Origin of the sequence: Shewanella halifaxensis HAW-EB4 (genome assembly GCF_000019185.1) — a bacterium.
Lineage (GTDB): Bacteria > Pseudomonadota > Gammaproteobacteria > Enterobacterales > Shewanellaceae > Shewanella > Shewanella halifaxensis.
This window is the reverse complement of record NC_010334.1, coordinates 4,065,323-4,088,802: the sequence shown is the minus strand read 5'-3', so window position 1 is coordinate 4,088,802 and position 23,480 is coordinate 4,065,323. Positions and strand designations below refer to the sequence as shown.

The 23,480-nt window shown below is 44.7% G+C and carries 19 protein-coding genes and 1 riboswitch; of the genes, 14 read left to right on the top strand and 5 right to left on the bottom strand.

From position 1 onward, the window contains the following. The first annotated feature begins 68 nt into the window (after positions 1-68). On the top strand, positions 69-1,175 hold the full coding sequence (locus tag SHAL_RS17345) for a M20/M25/M40 family metallo-hydrolase (protein ID WP_012278413.1): 1,107 nt from the start codon (positions 69-71) through the stop codon (positions 1,173-1,175). 655 nt (positions 1,176-1,830) lie between these two features. Here the strand turns inward: SHAL_RS17345 and SHAL_RS17340 are convergent. Beyond that, complete coding sequence (locus SHAL_RS17340; RefSeq protein ID WP_041416085.1) at positions 1,831-2,295, bottom strand: c-type cytochrome; 465 nt, start codon at positions 2,293-2,295, stop codon at positions 1,831-1,833. A 404-nt stretch (positions 2,296-2,699) separates the two neighbouring features. Between SHAL_RS17340 and SHAL_RS17335 the strand changes: the two genes are divergently transcribed. From SHAL_RS17335 to SHAL_RS17305, 7 genes are all read left to right on the top strand, one after another. After that, positions 2,700-2,948, top strand: coding sequence for a DUF3297 family protein (locus SHAL_RS17335; RefSeq protein ID WP_012278411.1), 249 nt, complete (start codon positions 2,700-2,702; stop codon positions 2,946-2,948). Positions 2,949-3,408: 460 nt separating this feature from the next. Then, positions 3,409-4,527: an HlyD family secretion protein gene (locus SHAL_RS17330; RefSeq protein ID WP_012278410.1), complete on the top strand. Its 1,119-nt coding sequence runs from the start codon at positions 3,409-3,411 to the stop codon at positions 4,525-4,527. Then, positions 4,517-5,518, top strand: coding sequence for a DUF2955 domain-containing protein (locus SHAL_RS17325; protein ID WP_012278409.1), 1,002 nt, complete (start codon positions 4,517-4,519; stop codon positions 5,516-5,518). Before SHAL_RS17330 ends, SHAL_RS17325 begins: the two co-directional genes overlap by 11 nt. Positions 5,519-5,686: 168 nt before the next feature. Next, positions 5,687-6,631, top strand: a complete 945-nt coding sequence (locus SHAL_RS17320; protein WP_012278408.1) for a glucosaminidase domain-containing protein — start codon at positions 5,687-5,689, stop codon at positions 6,629-6,631. 445 nt (positions 6,632-7,076) lie between these two features. Next, positions 7,077-8,198, top strand: coding sequence for a GGDEF domain-containing protein (locus tag SHAL_RS17315; protein WP_150102107.1), 1,122 nt, complete (start codon positions 7,077-7,079; stop codon positions 8,196-8,198). 84 nt (positions 8,199-8,282) lie between these two features. Further along, on the top strand, positions 8,283-8,780 hold the full coding sequence (gene tsaA / locus SHAL_RS17310; protein WP_012278406.1) for a tRNA (N6-threonylcarbamoyladenosine(37)-N6)-methyltransferase TrmO: 498 nt from the start codon (positions 8,283-8,285) through the stop codon (positions 8,778-8,780). Positions 8,781-8,998: 218 nt separating this feature from the next. Next, positions 8,999-10,084 carry a DUF3083 family protein gene (locus SHAL_RS17305; RefSeq protein WP_012278405.1) on the top strand — a complete coding sequence of 362 codons (1,086 nt, stop codon included), beginning with the start codon at positions 8,999-9,001 and terminating at the stop codon, positions 10,082-10,084. Positions 10,085-10,385: 301 nt separating this feature from the next. Here the strand turns inward: SHAL_RS17305 and SHAL_RS17300 are convergent, their stop codons facing one another. The 3 genes from SHAL_RS17300 to SHAL_RS17290 form a co-directional block, all read right to left on the bottom strand. Further along, complete coding sequence (locus tag SHAL_RS17300) at positions 10,386-10,595, bottom strand: hypothetical protein (protein ID WP_012278404.1); 210 nt, start codon at positions 10,593-10,595, stop codon at positions 10,386-10,388. 363 nt (positions 10,596-10,958) lie between these two features. Further along, positions 10,959-11,168 carry a transcription antiterminator/RNA stability regulator CspE gene (gene cspE, locus SHAL_RS17295; RefSeq protein ID WP_012156476.1) on the bottom strand — a complete coding sequence of 70 codons (210 nt, stop codon included), beginning with the start codon at positions 11,166-11,168 and terminating at the stop codon, positions 10,959-10,961. Positions 11,169-11,689: 521 nt separating this feature from the next. Next, positions 11,690-11,878: a hypothetical protein gene (locus SHAL_RS17290; protein ID WP_012278403.1), complete on the bottom strand. Its 189-nt coding sequence runs from the start codon at positions 11,876-11,878 to the stop codon at positions 11,690-11,692. Positions 11,879-12,732: 854 nt separating this feature from the next. Between SHAL_RS17290 and SHAL_RS17285 the strand changes: the two genes are divergently transcribed. The 4 genes from SHAL_RS17285 to SHAL_RS17270 all read left to right on the top strand — a co-directional run bounded on the left by SHAL_RS17285 (position 12,733) and on the right by SHAL_RS17270 (position 18,877). After that, entirely contained in the window at positions 12,733-14,700 is a 1,968-nt protein-coding gene (locus SHAL_RS17285) for a multiheme c-type cytochrome (protein WP_012278402.1), read from the top strand. 283 nt (positions 14,701-14,983) lie between these two features. Beyond that, positions 14,984-15,157: riboswitch (Lysine riboswitch) on the top strand. Positions 15,158-15,238: 81 nt separating this feature from the next. Then, positions 15,239-16,822, top strand: a complete 1,584-nt coding sequence (locus tag SHAL_RS17280) for a Na+/H+ antiporter NhaC family protein (protein ID WP_012278401.1) — start codon at positions 15,239-15,241, stop codon at positions 16,820-16,822. Positions 16,823-17,072: 250 nt separating this feature from the next. Then, positions 17,073-17,474 carry a ribosome recycling factor family protein gene (locus SHAL_RS17275; RefSeq protein WP_012278400.1) on the top strand — a complete coding sequence of 134 codons (402 nt, stop codon included), beginning with the start codon at positions 17,073-17,075 and terminating at the stop codon, positions 17,472-17,474. 206 nt (positions 17,475-17,680) lie between these two features. After that, positions 17,681-18,877: an ankyrin repeat domain-containing protein gene (locus SHAL_RS17270; protein ID WP_012278399.1), complete on the top strand. Its 1,197-nt coding sequence runs from the start codon at positions 17,681-17,683 to the stop codon at positions 18,875-18,877. 128 nt (positions 18,878-19,005) lie between these two features. Here SHAL_RS17270 and SHAL_RS17265 read toward each other — a convergent pair whose 3' ends face one another. After that, on the bottom strand, positions 19,006-20,052 hold the full coding sequence (locus tag SHAL_RS17265) for an AraC family transcriptional regulator (protein WP_012278398.1): 1,047 nt from the start codon (positions 20,050-20,052) through the stop codon (positions 19,006-19,008). 121 nt (positions 20,053-20,173) lie between these two features. Here SHAL_RS17265 and SHAL_RS17260 point away from each other — a divergent pair, with 121 nt between their 5' ends. Together SHAL_RS17260 and SHAL_RS17255 are read left to right on the top strand one after the other, a co-directional pair. Then, positions 20,174-21,817 carry an FAD-binding oxidoreductase gene (locus SHAL_RS17260; RefSeq protein WP_012278397.1) on the top strand — a complete coding sequence of 548 codons (1,644 nt, stop codon included), beginning with the start codon at positions 20,174-20,176 and terminating at the stop codon, positions 21,815-21,817. Further along, positions 21,814-23,451: a glycerol-3-phosphate dehydrogenase/oxidase gene (locus tag SHAL_RS17255; protein ID WP_012278396.1), complete on the top strand. Its 1,638-nt coding sequence runs from the start codon at positions 21,814-21,816 to the stop codon at positions 23,449-23,451. The genes SHAL_RS17260 and SHAL_RS17255 overlap by 4 nt, the downstream gene beginning before the upstream one ends. The last annotated feature ends 29 nt before the right edge of the window (positions 23,452-23,480 follow it).

The window sequence follows — 23,480 nt, the reverse complement described above, 5'->3', positions numbered from 1 at the left end:
CAGCTACCCCATGTATCACTTGGGTTTATGATGCTGGACTATATTCGCAAAAAAGAAGTCGCATACAGATGAAAAATATCAATCAAGAAAGACTCGTTGAACATTTTATCTCACTGGTGAAAATCGACAGTGAATCAGGTAATGAAAAAGCGGTTGCAGAAACCTTAGTTGAGCAGCTCGGTCAACTAGGCTTTGAGGTGACTCGGCTTGCTGTACCAGGCTCGATTTCAAACGGCTTTAACATCTACGCTAAGCTACAAGGCGAGCTTGATGGTAGCATTGTTTTCAGTAGCCATATGGACACTGTAACACCGGGCAATGGTATCGAGCCTATCATCGAAGACGGCATTATTCGCTCTCAAGGCGACACCATTTTAGGTGGCGATGATAAATCGGGGATCGCCGCTGTGATGGAAGCGGTTCGTAGCATTCAAGAGAGCGGCGAAGCCCATAAAACGATTGAAGTGGCCTTTACCGTTTATGAAGAGCGCGGCATGCACGGTTCAAAAAACTTCGATATCAGCAAGATTGAATCTAAACAAGCGATTGTGCTCGACTCCGGTGGTCCTATTGGCACCATTATTACTACCGCTCCGGGTCAGCAAAGCTTAAAAGTGACCATCAAGGGTAAGCCTGCCCATGCGGGACTTGAGCCGGAAGCTGGCATCAATGCCCTGACGGTAGCAGCCGATGCCATTAGCAAGATGCAGCTGAGCCGTATCGATGATGAAACCACCGCTAATATCGGTGTGGTGCGAGGCGGTCAGGCGACCAATATCGTGATGCCAGAGCTGCATATTGAAGCAGAAGCTCGTTCATTGGATGATGACAAGCTAGCAAAGCAAGTAACGCATATGGTGTCGACCTTTGAAGCGGCGGCGCAAAAGCATGGTGCGAGTATAGAGATTGACTCAAGCCGCTCTTATAACGCCTACCATATCTCAGATGATGATGCGCATGTAGTTGCGATTAAGGCTGCCTTTGAGGCCATAGGGATTGAAGCGGTTACTAAGCCTACGGGTGGCGGTTCTGATGCCAACATCTTTAATGAACAAGGTTTGAAGACGGTTAACTTGTCGACGGGCATGTCGAAGGTGCACACCACCGATGAGTTCATTGCCGTTGCAGATATGGTCGCAATTACCAACTTTGTTCGCGCTTATCTAACGCGTTAAGTACAACGTCAGTTAATTGCCACGCTAGCTATCTCGCTAATTGCTGCGTTAAATTTAGCAATAGCAGGATGTACAGCCTGTGGGGATGAGCCGCTCTCTTATACTGATTGGTATTAATGGGGAGTGGTTTTTTGATTGATGAAGCCCCATCAAATTTTACTATTTTGAAGGCTAAGATTAACTTTAGTTATGGTTAAGATTAACATTAGTTAAAGCAACTACTTTTGTGATCCAAGTCAGATTTCAAACCAAACCTTTGTGCAATATTTCTCCAGTCGTATCCGTTGCTATCGAATTAAACTGGAGGTTTTCGATGGAGTTTGTTGATAATTTTCCTACCCTTTTCTCACTGGCGGCCAGCATAGCTACTGTTCAGTTTTTGGTTGTCGCTGTTGGACTCATTATAAATAAGCTGCAAGGTCTCTATAGCCAGCAATAGCGTTCATCGACAAAAAAGCCTGCATAGCAGGCCTTTTTTATAAGCTCGGTTCAACCGTTAAGCGACTTTCAATACCACTGCATAACCGTTATTAGTGATCTAACCATTTTGATTTACCTATTGCCTATCGAATCGATAGGGAGAATATTGAGTTCTGCTCATAAAAAGAGGGCGATTTATGCCCCCTTTCTCTTTAAGTGAATGGTTTTGATTTCGCTATTGTTTATCGTATCGATAGGGGGAGTATTGCGTTCGGGTGTAAGGGGCCAGTGTGTAATAGGGCTGCAAAAACACCACTAGGTTAACCAGCTCATCGACAGTCATTACGCTATTAAAGCTCACCATTTTTGATACACCATCGACTTGAACTGCAGACTTGGGGTAGCCGTCTATGAAGGTGTGTGACGGATTTATAATGCCCGTTACCAGAGCTGCGTAGGTTTTAACCTTATTGGATTCCCCCCCCAGAGGGATTGATAATATTGAGTGTTCGATGACCTCCGGTTGCTTAATACCTTCTAACTGATGACATGAGAGGCATTGATACTTCAAGAAAACCTGTTTTCCTTTGGCAACATTGCCATCAGGGAGGCTAAAGCCCTGAGGCGAATCTACCGACTTGTCACAACCCGATATTGCAGCTGCAACTAACCCTAGCATGCATAGACGTAAAAATTTCATACTCTGTAACTCCATCCTTATTGATCTGTTGCCGCTACCAGAAATTAGCTGCAACGAGCAATCATCACGGTTTGTGTCACTTTCGTTTCGTCATTAGCCAGCATTGATCCTCATCATCGCTGTCCTAGTTTAAGGAGGCTTAGATTGTCTTTGGCAGTAAGTAATTATAGTTCACTAAGCTCATTTTACGAATAGAGTCGTAGGCATGGTAACGGTTAGTGAGTCAGTCATTGGGTCCGACTGTAATGGAGTTTTCGGGGCTGAGAATTGTGAACCGATAAGCCGTCTTGAATACTAGTGAGAATCCACTAACATTTATTGCAGCCGCTATTGAGCACGAGCCCTGTATTGCCTACAATAGCGCACTTTTTATTTACTCCGATTTTTTACTACAGGCCACGATTATGACCGACACTACATCACAACCAGCTTTACCGGATCGTCTTTCTGTTAACCCACGTAGCCCACATCATGTGGAAGCTATTTTCGAGTTTGATATCGGTATCAAGGTTAACGGCAAAGAACGTTTTGATGTTGAAGAATATTGCATCAGCGAAGGCTGGGTAAAAGTGCCTTCACACAAAGCATTAGACCGTCGTGGTCAACCGCTTATGGTAACTGTAAAAGGCGAAGTTGAAGCTTTTTATAAATAGACGCAGTTAACTGCCTATCTTATTGAGCCTTGTCTGTAGTTATTTCATTGATTTAATGATGATTTAAATGGCAAGGCTTTTTCTCATCCTTTTGGCTTTTAACACATTTAGTGCCTCACCATCTGCAATATTGACTTCAATAACGACAAGATAGTACCAACCTCAATTTCAGCTTCAGTTTAAATTTCAAGTTAAACAAGCATTTGCCATTTTGCCTGCGCGATTACAACACGCTGACATAATCTGATTGGCTTAATAGCTACTTCTGTTTACAAATCTATGGCTTATGGATTTATTCGCTAATAATTATGTACTTTTGTTGTCTTAGCTTCAACTAGACTAATGTTGAACTATATTTCAAACAGGTTCATTGTACCTATACCTACGACTTCCGTTTTAGAGGCTTAGTTGTGGGCATGTCGACTAACCCAATCACCTCATACTATGAAGATGAAAACTTATGCCAACAAGTAAAGATACTGCATCAACTGGTGATTCCGAAATTACTCAGAAAAAAACGGTTGCCTCCTCTAAGCGTGTGACGTGGATTTTATTAGTTATTGTCTTTTTATTATGGATTTATACGCTCTGGGCTGATCGTGTTACTCCGATGAATAATCACGCGAGAGTTAACGCTCAATTGATCCAAATCACTCCTCAAGTTTCCGCTGATATTTACAAGGTATCAGTGCTCAATAATGCAGAGGTCCGCCAAGGCGACGCTCTAGTTGATTTAGATAATGCCCCTTTTTTATTAAAAATCACCGCCGCTCGCCTACATTTGCAGCAAACAACGTTGTCATTAGGGGCTGATTCGGCAGGGATCCAAGAGGCTCAAGCCAACTTAGTGGCTAGCGAAATCAAACATGATAATGCCTTTAAACATACTCAGCGAATGGCGGCTTTAGGGCGCACAGGGGTGATAAGCAAGCAGTCTTTAGAGGACAGTCAAGATCAGCTTAAAGATGCCGAGGCGCAGGTCGTTCAAGCTAAGGCCGCACTTGAACGCGCCAAAAAAGCTCTTGGACCAAAGGGTGAAAATAATCCACAGCTGCAAAGTGCGCTTAATCAGCTCCATCAAGCACTACTTGAAGAGTCATATTGTCACCTGCGATCACCAGGTGACGGAGTCATTACTCACCTTAATTTGGCGGCGGGTAATTTTGCTGTAGCAGGTCACCCTTTAATCACCTTTATCAATAATAAGCACACTTGGATCACCGCGATGCTGAGGGAGAACTCTCTCATTTATTTGAAACCGGGTACGCCTGTTAAAATTGTATTTGATGCCTATCCCGGCCAAGTCTTTCGTGGTGAGGTGCAATCTATTGGCTGGGGAAGCAGTGGTAATGGCAATTTACAAACCGATCAAACGACGGGATTATTGATCTCTCCTGATGGGCTGCAACACTCGCAACGTTTTCCTGTCAATATCAATCTCGGGCCGGAGGCGAGTGCATTACAGCAGCGCTATGGTGCTCGAGCCATGATAAGTTTTTACCCTGGGGAGTCGGGGGTAGGTGAAACATTGTTGAATATATGGACTTGGACTTGGAGCTACTTATCCTATGTTTCATAGCCGGGCAAATGCGCTGATCCGATTGGCTGTATTTCCAGTTTTATTGTTATATTGGCAGGATTTTTACGGTACACGTCTACCACTACTTGGGCCTGCCTTGGTGGCGGTTTTATTTTGTATCAGCTCACAAATGCCGTCAGCGAAAATGATTTTAAAGCTAGGTGTTATCTTGTTTGTTTGCACATGGGCGCAGGGTCAAATAAGCCTATACCTATTTGATGATCCATTAATTTATTATCTATTATTGTTTGTTACCTTCTATTGGTGCATGCAAAGGGCGCGTGAAAACCCTACTGATATCATATCTTCTTTCATGCTGCTTTCATTGGTATTAGTGACTGTATTTAGCCGCCAGAAGGGGCTTGATATCACTCAACTGCCTAAAGGGCTATTTTTAGAACTTATCTATGCTGGCTTTACGGTCTTTATTGCCTTTCTATTATTCCCCGGCGGGGAAATTATCGCGACAACTCAAACGATCCCAGAGGGGGGAGCACAGACGGAGATTTGGCATCTTTTGCTTAAAGCGGCTTGTTCGTTTATCTGTTTGTGGGTCTTTATCGACTTAAACTTATCTCAAGCGGCTCTTATGGCTATTACTTTTACGAATGTGATTAAGGATCCAAACCCGATGAAAGGGGTAAATTATGGTATTAGCCGCTTCATAATGAACAGTGTCGGGCTGTTGTTTGCTTTACCTCCGTTGTTGGCTGCTGCATTTGAAGTCAACATTATCGTGCAGCTAGGCGTGGCTATTGTTTGTGCCATGTTGATGGGTATTTATGCGATGAAAAAAGAGGCTAGTATCAATAGTTTTCAAGTCTTATATTGCGCCTATGTGATTTTGCTCTTTAAAGGCATTACAGAGAGTGGTGGTAATGCACTGCATAACGATTTTATTCGTATTGGGTCAATTTTGTTTTCGGTGATGCTGGGTTTGATTATATTGCTGCTACTTCAATCTCCGACTAAAACTGAGCAAGTACCTTAGCCATATTGTAAACAAAAGGTCGCATTTGCGGCCTTTTTTATTTGTTGTAAAGGTGAATAATATTTAAGGCTAACTCACTTAGCACAAACTAGTTTTTATTGTTTGGCTGATATATATTGTGGCGGCGCGTCAATATAGATCCCATTTACTACAATACAGAAATCCTCAATGTCTTTTACTAAAATACTCGTTTGTATGGTTTTGCTTACGTCGCCGCTTGTTTTAGCTAGCTCAAGTCTTAATCTAAGCCAGAATCTCAACGCTATCCACAGTTTGCCTTTATCTCCTGAGCAAGTGCAACAACCTTACCCTCATGTCACCGTTAAAACGCTAAGGTCGGCAGATCAGCTGATCACTGAGTTTGATAAAAATAACTATCAGCTTGGGCGCGTTGAGGACAGCAATAAGCTCCCAGCCTACTTTATTGAAAACTTGCCGAGTGATTTAAATGCGCTGCCGGTATCGCAAAAAACATCCGGTTTTATTCGGCTACTGATGCCCACCATCAAGGCGGTGAACGACCGTATTTTGCTGATAAGAGATGAGTTAAGCAGGTTATCGGCCAAACCTGCATCCCAGTGGTCTGAGGCTGAGAAGCTTTGGGTGCAAACATTGTCAGACTCTTACGCGATAAAGTCAGGAGATATAGCCGAGTTACTCTTGCATATCGACATTATTCCTGCCGGTATGGTGCTTGCGCAAGGTATTGATGAGAGTGGTTGGGGAACAAGCCATTTCGCAATAGCAGCCAATAATCTCTATGGTGAGCATCTGCCCCACGATGGCGGCAAGTACTTAACGACGCCGGACGGTCATGTAAAGGTGGCTGCATTTAGTGATCTGTACCAGAGCACCGCAAGTTATATGCATAACCTCAATACGACACGAGCTTACAAGGAGCTTAGGTTGTTGCGGCAGCAATTACGAGCTCAAAAAAACTTAACAGGATATGAGTTGGTGCAATCTCTGCTGCATTACTCGACGCGTGGTCAGGCCTATGTGGACAACTTACGTGCACTGATCAAGCGCCACCATTTAGATGATTTCGACCAGAGCAAGCTGAGCGCAAATGACACTATTCGCTACCGCTTTACCGATGACGGCAATGGTTAGCGAGTATCTGCTCATCGGCTTAGTTTTTTGCTAGAGGCTCAAACGATAAGATAAAGGTCGCAATGGCGGCCTTTTTTATGCTGATTTTATGAGCATAAAGGCATTATTTTGCACTTATTGTGATTATGCTGACTGTTAGCTTTAATCTTATGAAAATAGTGTCGACTTATTAGGGCTGTGTATTGCTGTTTCGAACTCATCACCCTTAACTCATTTTATGACTGAATCATTAACTTACACACAAACTTAAGCAAGTGTTTATATAAGGTGCTTATTTAAGGTGTTTGTGTAAAAGATGAAGCTTGAGTTGTGAAGCTGGCTGCTTAATGGGCTTATGCAGAGCTAAGGGATTATTCGATTAATATTGAGGTTTGTTTTGTCTGCTTTTTATCATAGTTGTCGTTACTTTTTTCTTCCTCTTATCTTCACGGCTATTGGCTTGGCTATGAGCGAGATCTATCAATCAGATTTGCAGGTTTGGCAGGGAGTGATACAACAGCTTCCCTATTGGTTGCTGCCGGCCTCAATCGCTATTGCGTTGCAGTTTAACCGTAGCCGCTTAGCTTACTTAGCGGCATTCATGTTGGCTTACTATCTGTGTGTGACCCACTCTTTAGTTGACTCCGCAGAGTTGGCGCAATACTCACGGCAGATCTTGCTCGGCGGTGCACTCACTATCAGTTGGTTTGCCTTTATTAAAGACAGAGGGCTACTATCTCCCCATAGTTTGGTGAGAGTGCTTGGTTGCTGCGTTTGTTTGGCGGCGGGCTTTGGTTGGCTATGGGTCAACTCGCAATTTAAATTACAGTTGGATGAGGTACTTCCTACGCAAATTAGCATGGATATTAGAGTCTTATCCCCTCTGTATCTTGCCTTATTGTTAGTGTTTATTCGTGGAGTTTGGCAGCCTAATTTAGTGAATACGTCTATATTCATAACCTTAGTGCTTTGGGCTGTGCACTTTGTTTTTCCGGCCTCTCTTCCATTGTCTATTTCAATGACGACATTGGCCACTATTTATATTTTGACTGTGCTCACCGACTCTTATTTCTTGGCTTATCGCGATGAACTCACAGGACTTGCGTCGCGCCGTGCACTGTATAACTTAGTGCTTTCTTTAGGGCGTAAATACAGCGTGGCCATGCTCGATATCGATCACTTTAAGAAGTTCAACGATACCTATGGCCATGATGTCGGCGATCAGGTATTGAGGTTAGTCGCCAGCAAAATCGCAAAGGTGAGCGGTGGCGGCAAAGCCTTCCGTTATGGTGGTGAGGAGTTCACCGTTATCTTTCCACGCAAGGATTCATCTGCGGTTCTTGGTTACCTAGAAGACGTACGCGAGGCGATAGAGGAATATGATATCGTGCTTCGTAATGAGCAGCGTAAGAGTCAATCAAAAGCTAAACGCGGTAAAGCTCAGCAAAAATCTCAAACGGTGAGTGTCACTATTTCGATAGGGGTCGCGGAGCATCAAAGTGGTGAAACCTTTGAGCAAACAATGAAGCGCTCGGATCAAGCCCTGTATAAAGCTAAGAAGAAAGGCCGTAACCAGATCTGCGTGTAACGAGGTGAGCTGCATACTCTTGTCATTGTATTTCTGTGCGGCCTATTACGCTACTGGGCGATAAATTGGCGTATGGTGCTGGTCATGCTTTTTAATGACGAGACCACTATGATTCAATTTAATGCCATAGGGTATGCAAAAACCGCGTATAAAACGATTGCTGATATGCCGATCCAAGGGGCGGGTATTGCCGATAATTTAGCGCAAATTGTAATAGATGAAGCTCTGCAGGCTGGCTTACAAGATCTCGGTGCCTTCTCTCATATTTATGTGATTTTTCATCTGCATAAAATGAGTGAACCAGCGCTGAGCGTAATCCCTTTTCTTGATACAAAACCACATGGTATTTTTGCGACTCGCTCGCCAAAAAGACCCAATCCGATCGGACTCTCCATCGCTGAAATCGAGCGAATTGAAGGCAACATTATTTTCGTAAAAGATATCGACCTGCTTGATGGCACGCCAATCTTAGACATTAAGCCCTATATTCAAGCTTTCGATAATATCAGCAATACTCGCGATGGCTGGTATGAACAAGGACTGGACCCTAAAACGATCCGCTCAGATGAGCGTTTCAAGTAAAGGAAGCTTAGTATTGAACACCATGTTTGGCAGAGAATGGAGGCGCTTATTTTTACTTGGCTTGAGCTTTTGCATATTGATTTAAGAAATAAATCAGATTCGAAGCGTAATATGTTTCTAATGGGTAAAAAGTGTGTCCTAGCGTCGTATTTTCGTCATAATTCTTCGCTATTATTGGCACCGAGATACATATGGTTAACTTATTACAAGGAGTATTTATGTCCCTTAGCCATCAGCAAAAAGTGTACATTCCCAAGAGCGTTCGAGCTAATCAATATATAACTGCTGAAATTAAGGTAACGGATGCTTTACTGGCCCATTACCCCGATTACAAAACGTGTTATCAGACGCTTAGTCGCAGCATTTTTAATCTTGCGAATCAAGAAGAGTTATATAATGTTCACGTGATCACCAACGATAAGTTACCCGTAGTACGTTTTCACTCTGAGGCGTACTGCTTCCCAACGGCAGAGCAGATCATATTTTTCTATAATCCCGAGTACCATGAAGCCCAAAGCCTTCATAGTAAGGATGACTATCGAGCACGAAAAATTAGGATTGTATTTCTAGCAACGGGTGATGAAATTCGCAGTAACTCAGCTAATCTTCATATCAAGGTGCAATCTTTTCTTGCGAAACTGATGCCTCAATTACCAGAAAAAGATCTCACCATCAAAATCCGCGATCACCAACATCTCTCATATGATCTATTCGCCAAAGCTAAAGGCAACAAAGAGAGTTATGGATATAAGCTGCGCTCAATTAGCGACAGATATAGATCAAGGCAGTGTCCGCTTCCAGAAGGGCACGGGTCACTATGTTATGTCACGGTCAAACTACCTTTAAGCCGTAAGCTTAAGCTGGCTATATTGCCAGAACATACCAATGACTTTACGCCTCTATATCAAAAGCTTGAGGATGCCTTTGTGCAAGCGGCATCAGCCAAACAACTTAAGCAGATAGCAATGGTTGCTAATGGACTCACACCGCTTGTACGCAACAGCAAATTCGATCAAGTTGATGGTACCGACGAAGTGCAAATGCTTGGCTTCGATCCCAATATAGAAGATCAACAATTTATTTGTCATTGGGATGGTAACCACTTAGTCGAAATGGTTAGCTTTACTATTGCCGCTGGCGTTAATGATAGTAAAGATGGGGCGCTTGGGCGTTATTTGAATCGAGTCGAAGATGCGCTAAGGAGCTTTGCCTCTGAATTAGCGTTAGATAAATCACGCGAAGATCTTATTGTGCGTTTTCATCAACATATTAGCTATCAAGCGCCGCAGCAGCTGCTAAGCTAATCCGTAATACAGACTTTTTGATGTGAAGATACGCCCTTTTATCATTGTGCCGCTAGATAGTGTTAGTCGTGCTGTGAGGAGGGCGTTTCTGTATAGGGAGTTGTATAGGAACTTTTATAAAGAGCCATAATCCAGCAGGCCATGGATGGCAACGAAAGGGAGTCGCATAGGGGCTTTTATAAAGCGTCATGCTCCCCGCAGGCCATCAGTGAGCGTCGATAGCGTACCGATTGCTAAGGTGTCAGTAGAACTTTCGAGTGTTGCTTAACTTAATTCGTGGAATTGACAGCGAGTTATCTTGCTAGAAGGAGGTCGAAAAATTACCGATAAGCTGATTATCACTATTAATGATCTTACCTTGGCAGGTTTCATCGCAATAGATAAAGTCTATATTTCTGTCTACGACATTACCTTTCACTAGAACATGGCGTAATAGCACATCACCATTTAGCTGGTGGATTAGTGCATCCCAAGAGATGTTATCTTTAAAAATATTAAAATTTACTCTCATTTATACCCTTTTTGTTATTTTAGTTTGTGCTGATTTCTTTTTTGATTGGTGAAACCAAAATCGTTTTGGACCCGATGTACGAGACATAGTTAACCTTTTTAAAATGGTGACTTAAATATAAGAAAAACTTAAATTAGTCTTGGTTTTTGAATGTTTAATTTTTATTTATAAGAATATAACGAAGTAGATCAGAAACGTAATGACATATACAAAAAGCAGATGATTGAAATGTTAATGTTTTCGCAGATACAGTATAAATTTGATTAAAGCTGTTTTTGTTGGCGTTAGTACTTAACGCTAGTTCTTAAAATTAGTTTAGAATGACGTAAATGACCAAGAAGCCATTTACGTCAACTTACGAAGTTACAGCGCGATTACGTTAGCTGCTTGAAGGCCTTTTTGACCTTGCTCTACTTCGAAAGATACTTTCTGGCCTTCAGCCAAAGTCTTGAAGCCGTCTGAAGTGATAGCACGGAAGTGAACGAATACGTCAGCGCCGCCGTTGTCTTGAGTAATGAAACCAAAACCTTTCTCTTCGTTAAACCATTTTACGATACCAGTTGTATTAGACATGATGTGTCCCTTATATTTAAATTCATAAAAATTGTCGCATTATGCGATGCACTGAAAAGTTGAATTATTTAATGTGACGATGAAGATAAGGGAAAACTAAGGATAACAACAATAACGAAGGAATTCTGAGATTTTACTTTTTAACTTATGTTTCATTAATAACTCTAAGCAGAGCGAGGCAGATAGTACCCGATAACTGAGTATTGTCCAGATCTATTTTGAATTTTTTTACTGAGCGAGTAACTCCAACAGCTAGAAATGAGCTAGTTATTGTGTCGTTTGTAGGAGTGGCTTTGATTATGGCTTTGATTGTGATGTAGCTAAACTTTAGTGTTTTCAGTGATTTGCTGTTTTTCTTGGTCGCGTGCTTTTGAATTATTTAGAGCGGATGCTACTGTTCTGCATCTAGGATGATAAATTTACATAAAAATGATGTTCCCACTTTCATCCACGGTTCTTTATTGCAGACAATAGCCAGAAAAATTTGCAAGCGACATGAGTACCGCTTGCTTTGAATGCGATTAGATAAGCTCGCTTGAGATCGCGCTTAAGTGCAGCTCTAGTTCATCTTCAGTTTTGGGTAATGAATTTAATTCAAAAGTGAGTGGTTTGCTGCCGTTTAGCATAAACACCGAGCTGGCTCCGTGATCATAGTGAAACCATTTCCCATTGACGCATAGATCGGTATAACAATTTGGTAGTAGCTCCATAGGGTACCTCTATATTTTTGGTTTCATTATTAAAAGCATCGGCATCAAAAGACATAAAGCCGTGCTTGTGTGAGCTGGATGTGAATGTCTGAATGCTATTTGTGACCCACCTCACTATTATATGACCTGAAAAGGCGTAGAGGCTCATTGATCTAAATCAAACCTAAGAGGATTAGCTCTGTTGAGTTTTTGATTATGGCGATACAAATCACTTAATCGAGAGTTGATTCAGTACCTTGCCGGAAGAAAGTTCGGCTTCAACTTGCTATGGCGAGAGTTACTTTTGTTTGTGAGAGCCATTAGCCGTTAAATGACCTTGGCTCAAAAAAGCGTACAGATTTTTAGCGTGTGGCAATATGGAGGCTTGCTTTGTTGACTGAAACTAAGATTATGTTTCAGAAATTAATTCTCAATATTTACTGAGGCATGAAGGTGAAGCTGCCGTCTCATCCAACCTAGCCGTGCTAATCTTATGAACTAGGCGTATATCGTTTAATTTTCTGCATGGGCTATGCATCCATCTAAAAGCGGAACTAGGTGAGAGGGGGGATTTACCAAAGTAACTCGCGATTGAGGCAAGTAATTAAAATCTAGATAAGATAATTTCTATTAAACGATATCGGAATGCTTAAATACATTTTCGTTATCACGACATTTTAATTATCACATTTAAAATGTACATATGTGATCTTTATACTGATAGTGTTTTCTAAAATTTTTATAATTATCTAAAATCACAATTCATATAGATTGTTAGTTGAGTATTTAATTAACGTTACCAAGTTCACAATTTTCCTTGTAATAAAAAAATACTGTTAAGTCGCAATAACAATAACAATATGATTAGGATGATTATGATGAGTTTAAATAAACGCTATTTAGTATTGGCTGTTGCAGCTGCAATGGGTTTAAGTGCATGTGGTGATGATGGTAAAGATGGCAGCGATGGTGAGTATATCCCTCCCACTGTAGGTACATCTGTAGAAACTAAAATTGAGTTAATAGATCATACTATTGAAGATGGTCAAATTAGCTTCGAGTTTCAGGCTATTAACGAAGAGGGCGTCATAATTGATGGCTTGCAAAAGGCAGAAGCTAAGTTCGCCATACAAACTGAAAAAGGTATTGGATTAAGTCGTACAGGGGAAGGCACTCTTGGCGGTTATGGCACTTTTGATGCGACAAAAGATAGCAATCCAGAAGGCGCCTCATTAGCGATTAATGAAGCGGGTAATTATAGCTTTGTTATGCCGATGGAACATGTGAAGGCGGGTGACGTCGGGATTGTCTGGTTACGCGTCGGGGGAGCTAAAGTTGATGACACGGTGTCAATTGCACGCAGTATGGCATTAATCGTCGACAAACCTGATGCGTTGCATACCACAACCACTGGAACCTGCTATACCTGCCATGTGGACTACGCCACCTCTGATTTCCCTCACCCTAGCTATACGGCTATCGATTTAGAAGGTAAGGTCGACTTCGTTGCAGGTTGTATGGTCTGTCATGGCAATATCTCAAGAAATGAGGAAAATGGCGGCTATGCGAAAAACACTCTGCAAAAAATAGGTCACATTAATCATCAATCATTCGAACGTGATTTCCAAGTGACTAACTGCTATACCTGCCACGCTGAACCAGTAATGAATACTAGTATTGCAGGCAATGGTTGCGTCGATTGTCACGCATCGGGCGCCACTGTGAACGATAAGATTGCCGCTTTTGCCGATGATGTCGATGTACGCGCTATCCACGCGACTAAATCAGGGATTTTAGAGCGTCAACAGACCCGTGATTCACATACTACAACTCTATCGGCTCCATACTGGGACAAGGATGTGGCATGGACAGATAAGCCGAGTGGGGCAGTGTGTACCGATCTGAAGTTGTTTAAAATCGAAGGTGAGACACAGACTCAGCTTAATATTGCCAATTTATATGGCGAGACCTTAAGTTATGCTGGTGGCTATATTCATGGCTATGACAGTAAGCACAATACTATCGTGGGTAGAGCCAATGCCTATGGTGCTCATCAATATGTTGAGCGTGAAGATGGTACGCGTTCAGTCTGTTACCCTGATCTTGTAGAGGGTTTTGCAAACTCAAATCTAGCGGCGAGTTCCCGATTGACCTTTGCCTTGGGCGATGTTGAAAATGCGGGCTATACCGGCGTGACATTAACGTCATACTCTGATGTAGTTTCGACCGACATTTATGATCCTGCGGTCACAGTGCCAACATTTACGCCTGAAGGTAAGTATGAGCGTCGCCTTGCTGTCACCAATGATAGCTGTACTAGCTGTCATAACAGTGAGAGTAACTATCATAAGAATGGTAGCTATCAAGAAGGTGGCATAGATTGTGTTGCATGTCATAACAATGGCCAAGACCGCAAGTCAAAAATGTCAGCACCTGGATTTGGTCCAATGGTTCACAGCATGCATTGGGGTAAAGGCAACGCGGTAAATGATGCAGAAGGCGTTGCTAACTCAGCGGATAAGCTCAATGCTGAAAACTGCGTCGCATGTCACGCCGATGGCATCGATCTCTATGCGGTACCAAATCAGTATATTCGTTCTCAAGCTTATCACGCTGGCGATACCACCAAGATGTCTAGCCCGGTATTAGCTAACTGTTATGCTTGTCATGATAGCGAACAAGCCCTAAACCACATGATTCAAAACGGTGGTGAGCTAAGTGCCGAGAAAGGTGCTGGTGATGATGGCGAGTGGTACACACTGCCAACATCGGAGTCTTGTGCGACCTGTCACGCCACTGGTAAAACATTTGGCATCGAGAAATACCACGTGTTTGAGCGTTAGATTGACTCGTGTCAGGAAGCTGCTAAGTCAGGTAGGTGTTTGATTATCCCAACCTTTATGTTGGCATCCCTGCAGGCTGTCCAAAGGTGGGGCTTGAGTTTAACAGCTGTTATTGATAGATAAATTTGACGCACATCCAAGGCCCTTCGGGGCCTTTTTACTTTTAGCCCTAAACCACAAACTTCGGTCGGGGGATTCTTTATACTAATTGGTATTTTCATTGGCAATGTTTGAATAAATTTTCTTGCAACTCACAAATCTATGGGTATTATCTAGCCTTAATCCTTTGAGTAGAGGCGCGCTGCCTAAAAGTATCCAGATAGAGGGTGACACCTAAGACATCTGGGGAAAGGAGACAGCGCCGAAGTTATTGTTGCGTCATCAACAATCGCTGGGTCTGCATTTAACAGATGCAGGACTGCCATAGTTATGTTGTCTATGGAGCGCTATTAGAGGGGTAAGAAGTATTATTTCGATTGAAATCTGTTTCTCTATCCTTTTGGTAGATCTCCACCTAAATAATAGGTGTTACGAGATCATGAGTTTAGTTCAATATTCCGATTCCCTGCTGTCGGTGGTACCGCCACTGTTAGCCGTTATCCTCGCCATTACGACTCGTCGTGTACTGTTATCCTTAGGGATCGGTATTCTTGCTGGTGCCATACTGCTAAGTAACTACAATCCGCTGAGTGCATTGCAGTACCTGTTCAATATCGTCTCAGGTATCTTTTGGAGTGATGGCGCTATCAATAGCGGTAACGTCAATATGCTGTTGTTTATGTTGCTGCTCGGTGGTTTGATCAGCCTGATGACAGCTACGGGGGCGACGAAGGCTTTTGCTGAGTGGGGAGTACGCCGTTGTAAAGACCGCCGCAGTGCCAATATGTTAACTGGCTTAATGGTCTTTGCCTTCTTCATCGATGACTTTTTCCACAGTTTGTCTGTGGGCCCCATCTGCCGTCCAGTAACAGATAGGTTCCAGATCTCACGGGCAAAGCTGGCTTATCTGCTGGACTCAACCGCCGCCCCTGTGTGCGTCATCATGCCAATTTCCTCTTGGGGGGCGTTTATCATTGCCATCCTCGGCGGTATTTTGGTGACCAATGGTATTACCGATATCAGCCCGATTGCCATGTTTGTGCAGATGATCCCGATGAACCTTTACGCGGTGTTTACCCTGTTAATGGTATTAGTGGTTATCGCCTTTCAGCTCGATATTGGTCCTATGCGTCAACATGAGCGCTGGGCACAAGAAGGCAAGCTGTGGGATGAGTCTAAGGGACGTCCTAAAGGGCTTGAGATCACCACCGAGGGACAAGGCAAAGGCGGTATGATTGATATGGTCTTGCCTATCGCAACCTTAACGCTGTCGAGCATCTTCTTCATGGTATGGAGCGGCGCCGAAGCCCTTTCGGCTAAGGGGCAGGCATTTAGCTTGATCGGTTCTCTTGAGCATACCGATGTGGGGTCGTCCTTGGTGTACGCTGCACTATGTAGTCTTGCCGTCTCTATTGTGTTAGCACTGCGATTAAAGTTGCCTGCCAAAACATGGTTATCTGCAGCGCCACAAGGTGTGCAGGCGATGATGCCAGCGATTATTATCCTGCTGTTTGCTTGGACGATTGGCACAGTAGTGAGCGATATGCAGACTGGACAATACCTCGCTGCATTGACTAAGAGCAGTATTCCGGTTCAGCTTTTACCTGCTTTAGTGTTTGTTCTTGCATGCGGAATGTCATTTGCGACCGGCACTAGCTGGGGCACGTTCGGCATCATGTTGCCACTGGCAGGTGATATCGCTATCGCCAGTGATGCAAGCCTATTGTTGCCTATGCTTGCAGCGGTATTAGCTGGATCTGTATTTGGCGACCATAGCTCACCTATCTCGAGTACTAGTATCCTATCGGCGACGGGCGCGAGCTGTCACCATATGGATCATGTTATGACCCAGCTGCCCTATGCCATCACGGTTGCCTTTGGTGCCTTCCTAGGTTATCTCGCAATGGGTATTACTGGCTCAACCCTTGCCGGTATCGCGGTGAGTGCACTTTGGTTCCTTGCGAACTGTGCATTCCATCTTCGCCGTCATAAAAGACAGCAAATGGCATTAGCTAGCGCATAGTCGTACCATGGCGATATTTCAAAGGCTTAACTTGATAAGTTAATCCGATAAGTTAACTCAAGAAGAGGCCCCTATGGGCCTTTTCTATTGTCAGGCTAAACCATCTATTTCACAAGGTAGATGGTTTACTTTCGGCGCTTTCCCAGTTTGCATGGCTTGAGTTTTTTAGCTGAGGCTGAAAAAATAGAGCGATTAGCTAAAAGCTAAAAGCTAAAAGCTAGAACCTAGAACCTATGACCCAAGCACCTCTATGAAACAAGAGATCACCATCTCGCTTCCCTCACTCATTCACCGAATCGGCCGTGAAGCGGTAAAGCAAGCGCAAGCTGTTGCTCAGCAATTTACCTGTGAGCTTAAGCGTGTGCGTCGTTCGAGAAATTGGGGCTTAACGGGTGATGCAATGCAGATCCAAGCTTTTAGTCAGCAGTTAAAAGCGGTGCAATTAAACACTGGAGGTAGTGAGTTTACCTACCTTATCCGAAAAATTGATACAGCGCTGCTAGCGCATGGGGATAAGTTGGAGCCGTTAGCGGCAAAGTTAATCCGTTTGATCAAGCAAGAACCCAATATCACCCTCACAGAACTGATGCATCTCACCGACTGTACACAGGCTGAAGCGAGAACGGCTCGTTTCGAAGCTGATACTTGGTAGTTATTCATCTCGAGTTAGTTAGAGTTACTCCCTATTTAGTCTTAAAAATTGATCGCTAAAGCAATTTATAACCTTACTTATCTTTATTAAAAATAACGGCTTGTACTTGCATGGGCTAGGGCTTAGTCTACTGCGCATCATGGGGCCTCTTATACCTGTTTTACTTTCCGTTTCTCGCCCCAGACATGAGTCAAAATGAGGTTTACATGCTTAGCAGTCGTATTTTCGATGGATTAGAGCTAGATGATGTTTTACGTGAACATCTTGATGGGTTAGATAGTTATGATGAGCCCTATTTTATCTGTATTAAGCTGAGCACTACGGCCGATAACGCGATAAAAATGTTGATCCCTGAGCTTGATCACCTTGATGACGATATCTTTGCCTTTAGGCTTAAACCGCAACTGTTACTGCTGAGCCTTGAGTGCGAAGTCGACGAGATTAAGTCGTTATCACAGATGTTGCTGAAAGCTTTTGAGGCTAATAACGTCACGGCGCAGATCGCTATTTTTCATCATAACTGTCTAGGCGCGCCGATTGAGACCTTGAAGTGGTCGACCCAGCTACTAGAAACCTTAATTGAGAAGTCGCCAAATGACTCTATCGTTGAGTTCAACGACTTTTGTGATCGCGGTAATTGGCCTGGGCTGAGCGCCTATATTGAAGGTCGTGAGCAAGGCTGCGGCGCTGATTTCGGCTATGACTATGACGAGAATGACTATGATGAAGACGACGAAGATGATGACGAAGACGAAGATGATGAAAACGATGATCGTTTTGATCAAGATGGCTTCGACGAGAATGGCCTCGATGCCAGCGGTTTTACCGCGCTTATTCAGGCTATTTTAGATAAAGATGCCGCAGCGGTAACCAATATGATAGCTAATGGCGCTGATATTAATAAAGGCGATTGGTACAAGAATACACCGCTTAATCATGCGGTCCAAAAAAGCACTCTTGAGATTGTTAGCTTGCTACTTGAGGCAGGCGCTAACCCTAATCAAGCGGGGAGTTACGGAACTAAAGCGCTCTATATTGCCAGCATCAACGGCATGTTGCCGAAAATGCAGTTGCTGTTAACTAAGGGCGCAGACGTAAACGACAAAGACGATGAAGGTGAGAGCGCACTAATGGCTGCAGCCGGAAATAGCACTGCGGAGGTGGTTGCGTTATTACTGCAAGCGGGCGCTGATAGTAATGCGCATAGTGACGATGGCAATACCGCATTAATTAAGGCTGTTATTGGTAACTATAATGAACGTACTGCGATTGTTGAGTTGCTCTTGGCTAATAACGCGGCAGAGACGATTCATCAAATCAATATCCATGACTCGACGGCGATGGATCTGGCTTTGGATCGTGAACATCAAGACATTATCGAACTGCTGAAACAAGCGATGTAAAACGCTTTTTGATTGGTATTACTGAGAGACAAGCCTTAACCCATACTGTTCGCAGGGCGTTGAGGCGATCTCTTTGATCTTGTTTTTTGCTTCTGTTTTTCCATTCTTGTTTTTCACTATTTTATTCGTTATTGCTTGCGTCTTGGAGTGTGACCGCTCCAGTTTTTGTAGGCGCGGAAAAATACCCGCACATCACTAAACCCTAGTTCTAACGCGATTTCGCTTAAAGAAAGTTCGCTGCAGCTAAGCCAGTAATCCGCCATCTCAAGACGCACATTATCTACTAGACCTTGATAGCTCATTCCCTGCTTGAGTAATTTTCGCTGCAAGCTTCTGCCGCTAAGATGCAGTTGGCTGGCTATCTGTTCCCGGTTTATTTTGGTTTGAGGGAGTCGCAGGCGAATAATTCGGGCGGCGGCAAGCTTTAGCTGATCGGCATCGCCAATGTCTTCTAATTGCAGTTTAGCGTTATTCATCAATTGCTTAAGTCGCCGCTTATCACCGCTTGGAAGCGGCTGCAGCAAAAGATCTTTGTCGATAAGGATGGCGTTCTCACTCTGCTCAAAGCGCACCGGGCAGTTAAATAGCGCCTGATACTGTTTTAGCTCTTTTGTGGCGGGTTGTGGCCGCGAAAGTTTGATCTCAATGGGTGAGGTGTAATTGTCTTGCATAAGAAAGCGGGCGAAGTTGACCCAAGACGCTAGCACGTTATCAATCAGATGGGGGATCACCATAGGGTTGCTGTATTGGCAGTGCCATACCATTTTTAATCCTTGAGGATGCTCTCTTAACTCGGTGATCCCCATGTCGCCAACCAGCTTTTCTAGCGGCATGGCTTGTTTGATGGCTTGGGCAAAATTGTCTGAGTTAAGCCCTATCTGTCCCAGTAGGTAGAAGCGGTCCGGCTGGATAAAGCGAGCGCTATAGAGGCCAAACAGCGGATGGTTCGCTTGCTCAATAAGATGGTGTAATAACTGCTGAAACTGCTCACCACTAAGGCGGGTATCTTTGCTTTGCAGGCAAGAGGGCTCGATATTGGCCAGCTCAAGAGCTGCTGCAACTTCAACCTTACAGTGCCGCGCTGCCTGCAGAAATTGCAGCACAGGCGGTAAGGAGGTTGTTCCTAAAGAGAGCGTCCCAGAAGATAAGCCTCCGTGTTCAGCTTGTATTGCCATCTTGTTTCGCTCCTACATTTTCATCGTTTAACCAATTTATGAATATTGTCCATATTTGTCACTGATAATATGTTGCAACATTGTAATATAAATCTATCTGTATGCAAATCGGTCAAATATTATGGGTAGAGCAGCGCTGGATAATCGAAAATGGAATGGCTGGGGCGACAAAGATAGGAGCTTGGCGCTGTCTGATGATGGTGCCACTTTTATCACTGAAACGCTTGGTGAGGCGCAGCCGCTACCTATAGCGACACTCGAAGAGGTCTTGGCCAAGGTGCCTGCCTCCCGTTTAGATGAGAGCGAGCTGTATACCACCGACGCTGAAGTGCGGCTGCGTCATGCCCGCGGTCAGAGTCTACCGGACTGGTTGGCGATGAAGAGCGGCGAGTTTAACCTGTTTCCCGATGCCGTCGCCTTTCCCCGTAGTAGTGAGGAGATCCGCGCCTTGATGGACGCGGCAAAATACAATGACTGGCAGTTGATCCCCTATGGCGGTGGTACCTCTGTGGTGGGGCATATCACCCCTTGTGAGACAGACAAGCCGGTACTGACTATCTCCATGAACAAGATGAACCGACTGCTCGCGCTCGACAGAGTCTCGCAACTTGCCACCTTTGGTGCCGGCGTTAAGGGGCCATTTTTGGAGTCTCAGCTGCAGGCTCAAGGTTACACATTAGGCCACTTTCCGCAGTCTTTCGAGCTATCGACATTAGGCGGCTGGGTGGTAACCCGCTCAAGCGGTCAGCAATCGTTACATTATGGCCGTATTGAAAACCTGTTTGCCGGCGGTGAGATTGAGACCTTCGAGGGCAAGGTGGATATTCCGACCTTGCCTGCGTCATCTGCGGGGCCGGATTGGCGTCACCTGGTGTTGGGCTCAGAGGGCCATTTAGGCATTTTAACCGAAGCCAAAGTTCGGGTGAGCCGCGTGCCCGAGCAGGAGTTCTTTGGGGTGGCCTTTATGCCGAGTTGGCAACAGGGGATTGCCTGTGCTCGAGAGGTTATTCAGCAGGGGCTGTCTCTTTCAATGCTTAGGCTAAGCAATAGTATCGAGACCAAGACGCAGCTTTTTCTGTCGGCTAATCAGCCCCAGCGTCACTGGCTTGCCAAGTTACTGTCTCTAAAAGGCGTGGGTGATGACAAATGCATGCTGATCTATGGCATTACAGGTGACAAGAGCGATAACAACCAGAGCTACAAGCGCTTGAAGCGCATTATCAACCAGTTCAAAGGGGTTAACACTGGCCAGAGTCTCGGTAAAAAATGGGCGCATAAGCGCTTCGCCTTCCCCTATTTACGAGAAACATTGTGGCAGATGGGCTATGCCATCGACACGCTAGAGACGGCGACCAACTGGTCCAATATTGAGCCGCTGACCGATAAGATTGAGCAGAGCCTAAAAGGGGGACTCGAGGAATTGGGCACTCGGGTGCATGTATTTTCTCACCTGTCGCATCTCTATAGCGACGGTGCCAGCATCTATACCACTTACCTGTTTCCTGTGGCGAAAACCTATGAGCAGACCTATCAGCAATGGCAAAAACTCAAATCGACCACCTCTAAGCTGATTGTTGAGAGTCACGGCACCATCAGTCATCAACATGGCGTGGGCGGCGATCATGCCGCTTATCTTGCAACAGAAAAAGGCGGGCGAGTGGTTGAGTCACTGCAGGATTATTTTAACGGCTTCGATCCTAAGGGGCAGTTAAATCCCGGCAAGCTGTTTAAGGCTATTAATAACCAAGATAAGGCGCAGCCATGAATACCTTGAGTCAGGCAGCGAAAGCAGCAACTGATGCTATTACTCAGGTGGAGGAGGCTGAGTATGATCTTATCATCATTGGGGGGGGGATCACTGGGGCTGGTATTTTCCATCTTGCTGCCAATCAAGGCCTTAAGGTGTTGCTGTTGGAGCAAAATGACTTTGCCTGGGGTACATCGAGCCGCTCTTCCAAAATGGTTCATGGGGGTCTGCGTTATCTGGCGACGGGTCAATGGCGTATGACTCGAGATGCTGCCAGAGAGCGAGAAGTGATGTTGGCGCAGCTGCCGGGCTTGGTGGACTTGATGCCCTATATGATGCTGCATAAGAAGGGCGACTTCCCGTCGGCGGCACTTTTTCATCGAGTATTGTCGATTTATGACAAGCTGGCTGGCAGTAAGCACCACCGCCCCTTGAGTATGGAAAAAGCGCGTACTTGGCTATCGGAGCTGTCTTTCGATGGCATAAATGGGGTGAGTCTGTTTGCCGATGGAGTCACCGATGATGCGCGCTTGGTATTGCGTGCGCTGCAAGACGGCGTACTCACAGGCGGGCAGGCGCTTAATTATGTCCGAGTGACAGGCCTCATTGAGCGAGGGGAAAAACAAGATAAAAACGAGCGAGTTTGCGGTGTAAGGCTTACCTTAGCGAATACTCTGGATAGCCAAGCTTTAGCAGACAAAGAGTACAGTGTGAAAGCTAAGTGTGTCATCAATGCTACCGGCAGCTGGGCTGATAAGTTGCATCCATTGCCCCAAGGCGGCTTGAGGCCATTGCGAGGCAGCCATCTGGTGCTGCCTTTTGAGCGTTTACCCGTCTCGGCTTGCTTGACCTTTTACCACCCTCAAGATGGACGCCCGGTGTATATCTATCCATGGCAAGGCTGTTGCGTGATAGGCACGACAGACTTAGATCATAGTGGCTCATTAGATAGTGAGCCGGGGATCTCCCAGCAAGAGGTCGACTACCTGCTGGGGTTAGCAAGGCATTATTTCCCTAAACAGCAACTCGACGAGCGTGATGTGGTTAGCTGCTGGAGTGGCATAAGGCCTATTTACAGTGATAGCCAGCACGAAGGTAAGGGCAAAGAGCTATCTAAAGAGCCATCGAAAGAGTCCCGTGAGCATATTATCTGGTCTAAGCCGGGGCTTATTTCGGTAACCGGCGGCAAGCTAACCAGCTATCATCTGATGGCTAAAGAGACCTTGGCGCGAGTCTCGCTGCAGCTGCCAAACCTCTTTAGTGCTGAACTGAAAAGAGCGCCTTTTAGCCAAGCGACACAAGGTTATGCCGATGAGCATTTAACTGGCTACTTTGGACATTTTGCGCCGCATATCGCGGCGATGAACAACGCACTTATGATAGGTATTAGTCGCTGCCAATGGCGTGAGCTGGAGTGGTCGCTAGCCAATGAGAGTGTGGTGCATCTGGATGATCTCTTGCTACGCCGAACCCGCTTGGCATTGCTGTTAGGCAGCGAAATTAATCAGTACCGAGAGGCGATACTGTCTCTGTGTTGTCAGCATCTAGCTTGGTCAATGACAAAGGCTGAGAGTGAGTGGTTGCGATTCGAGCAGATCATGAATGCTAGCTACCGCTTACCGAGCCAACAAGAGAAAAGGGAGTGTCTGTGATAGACAAAAAACAGCAGAGCCAGACACAA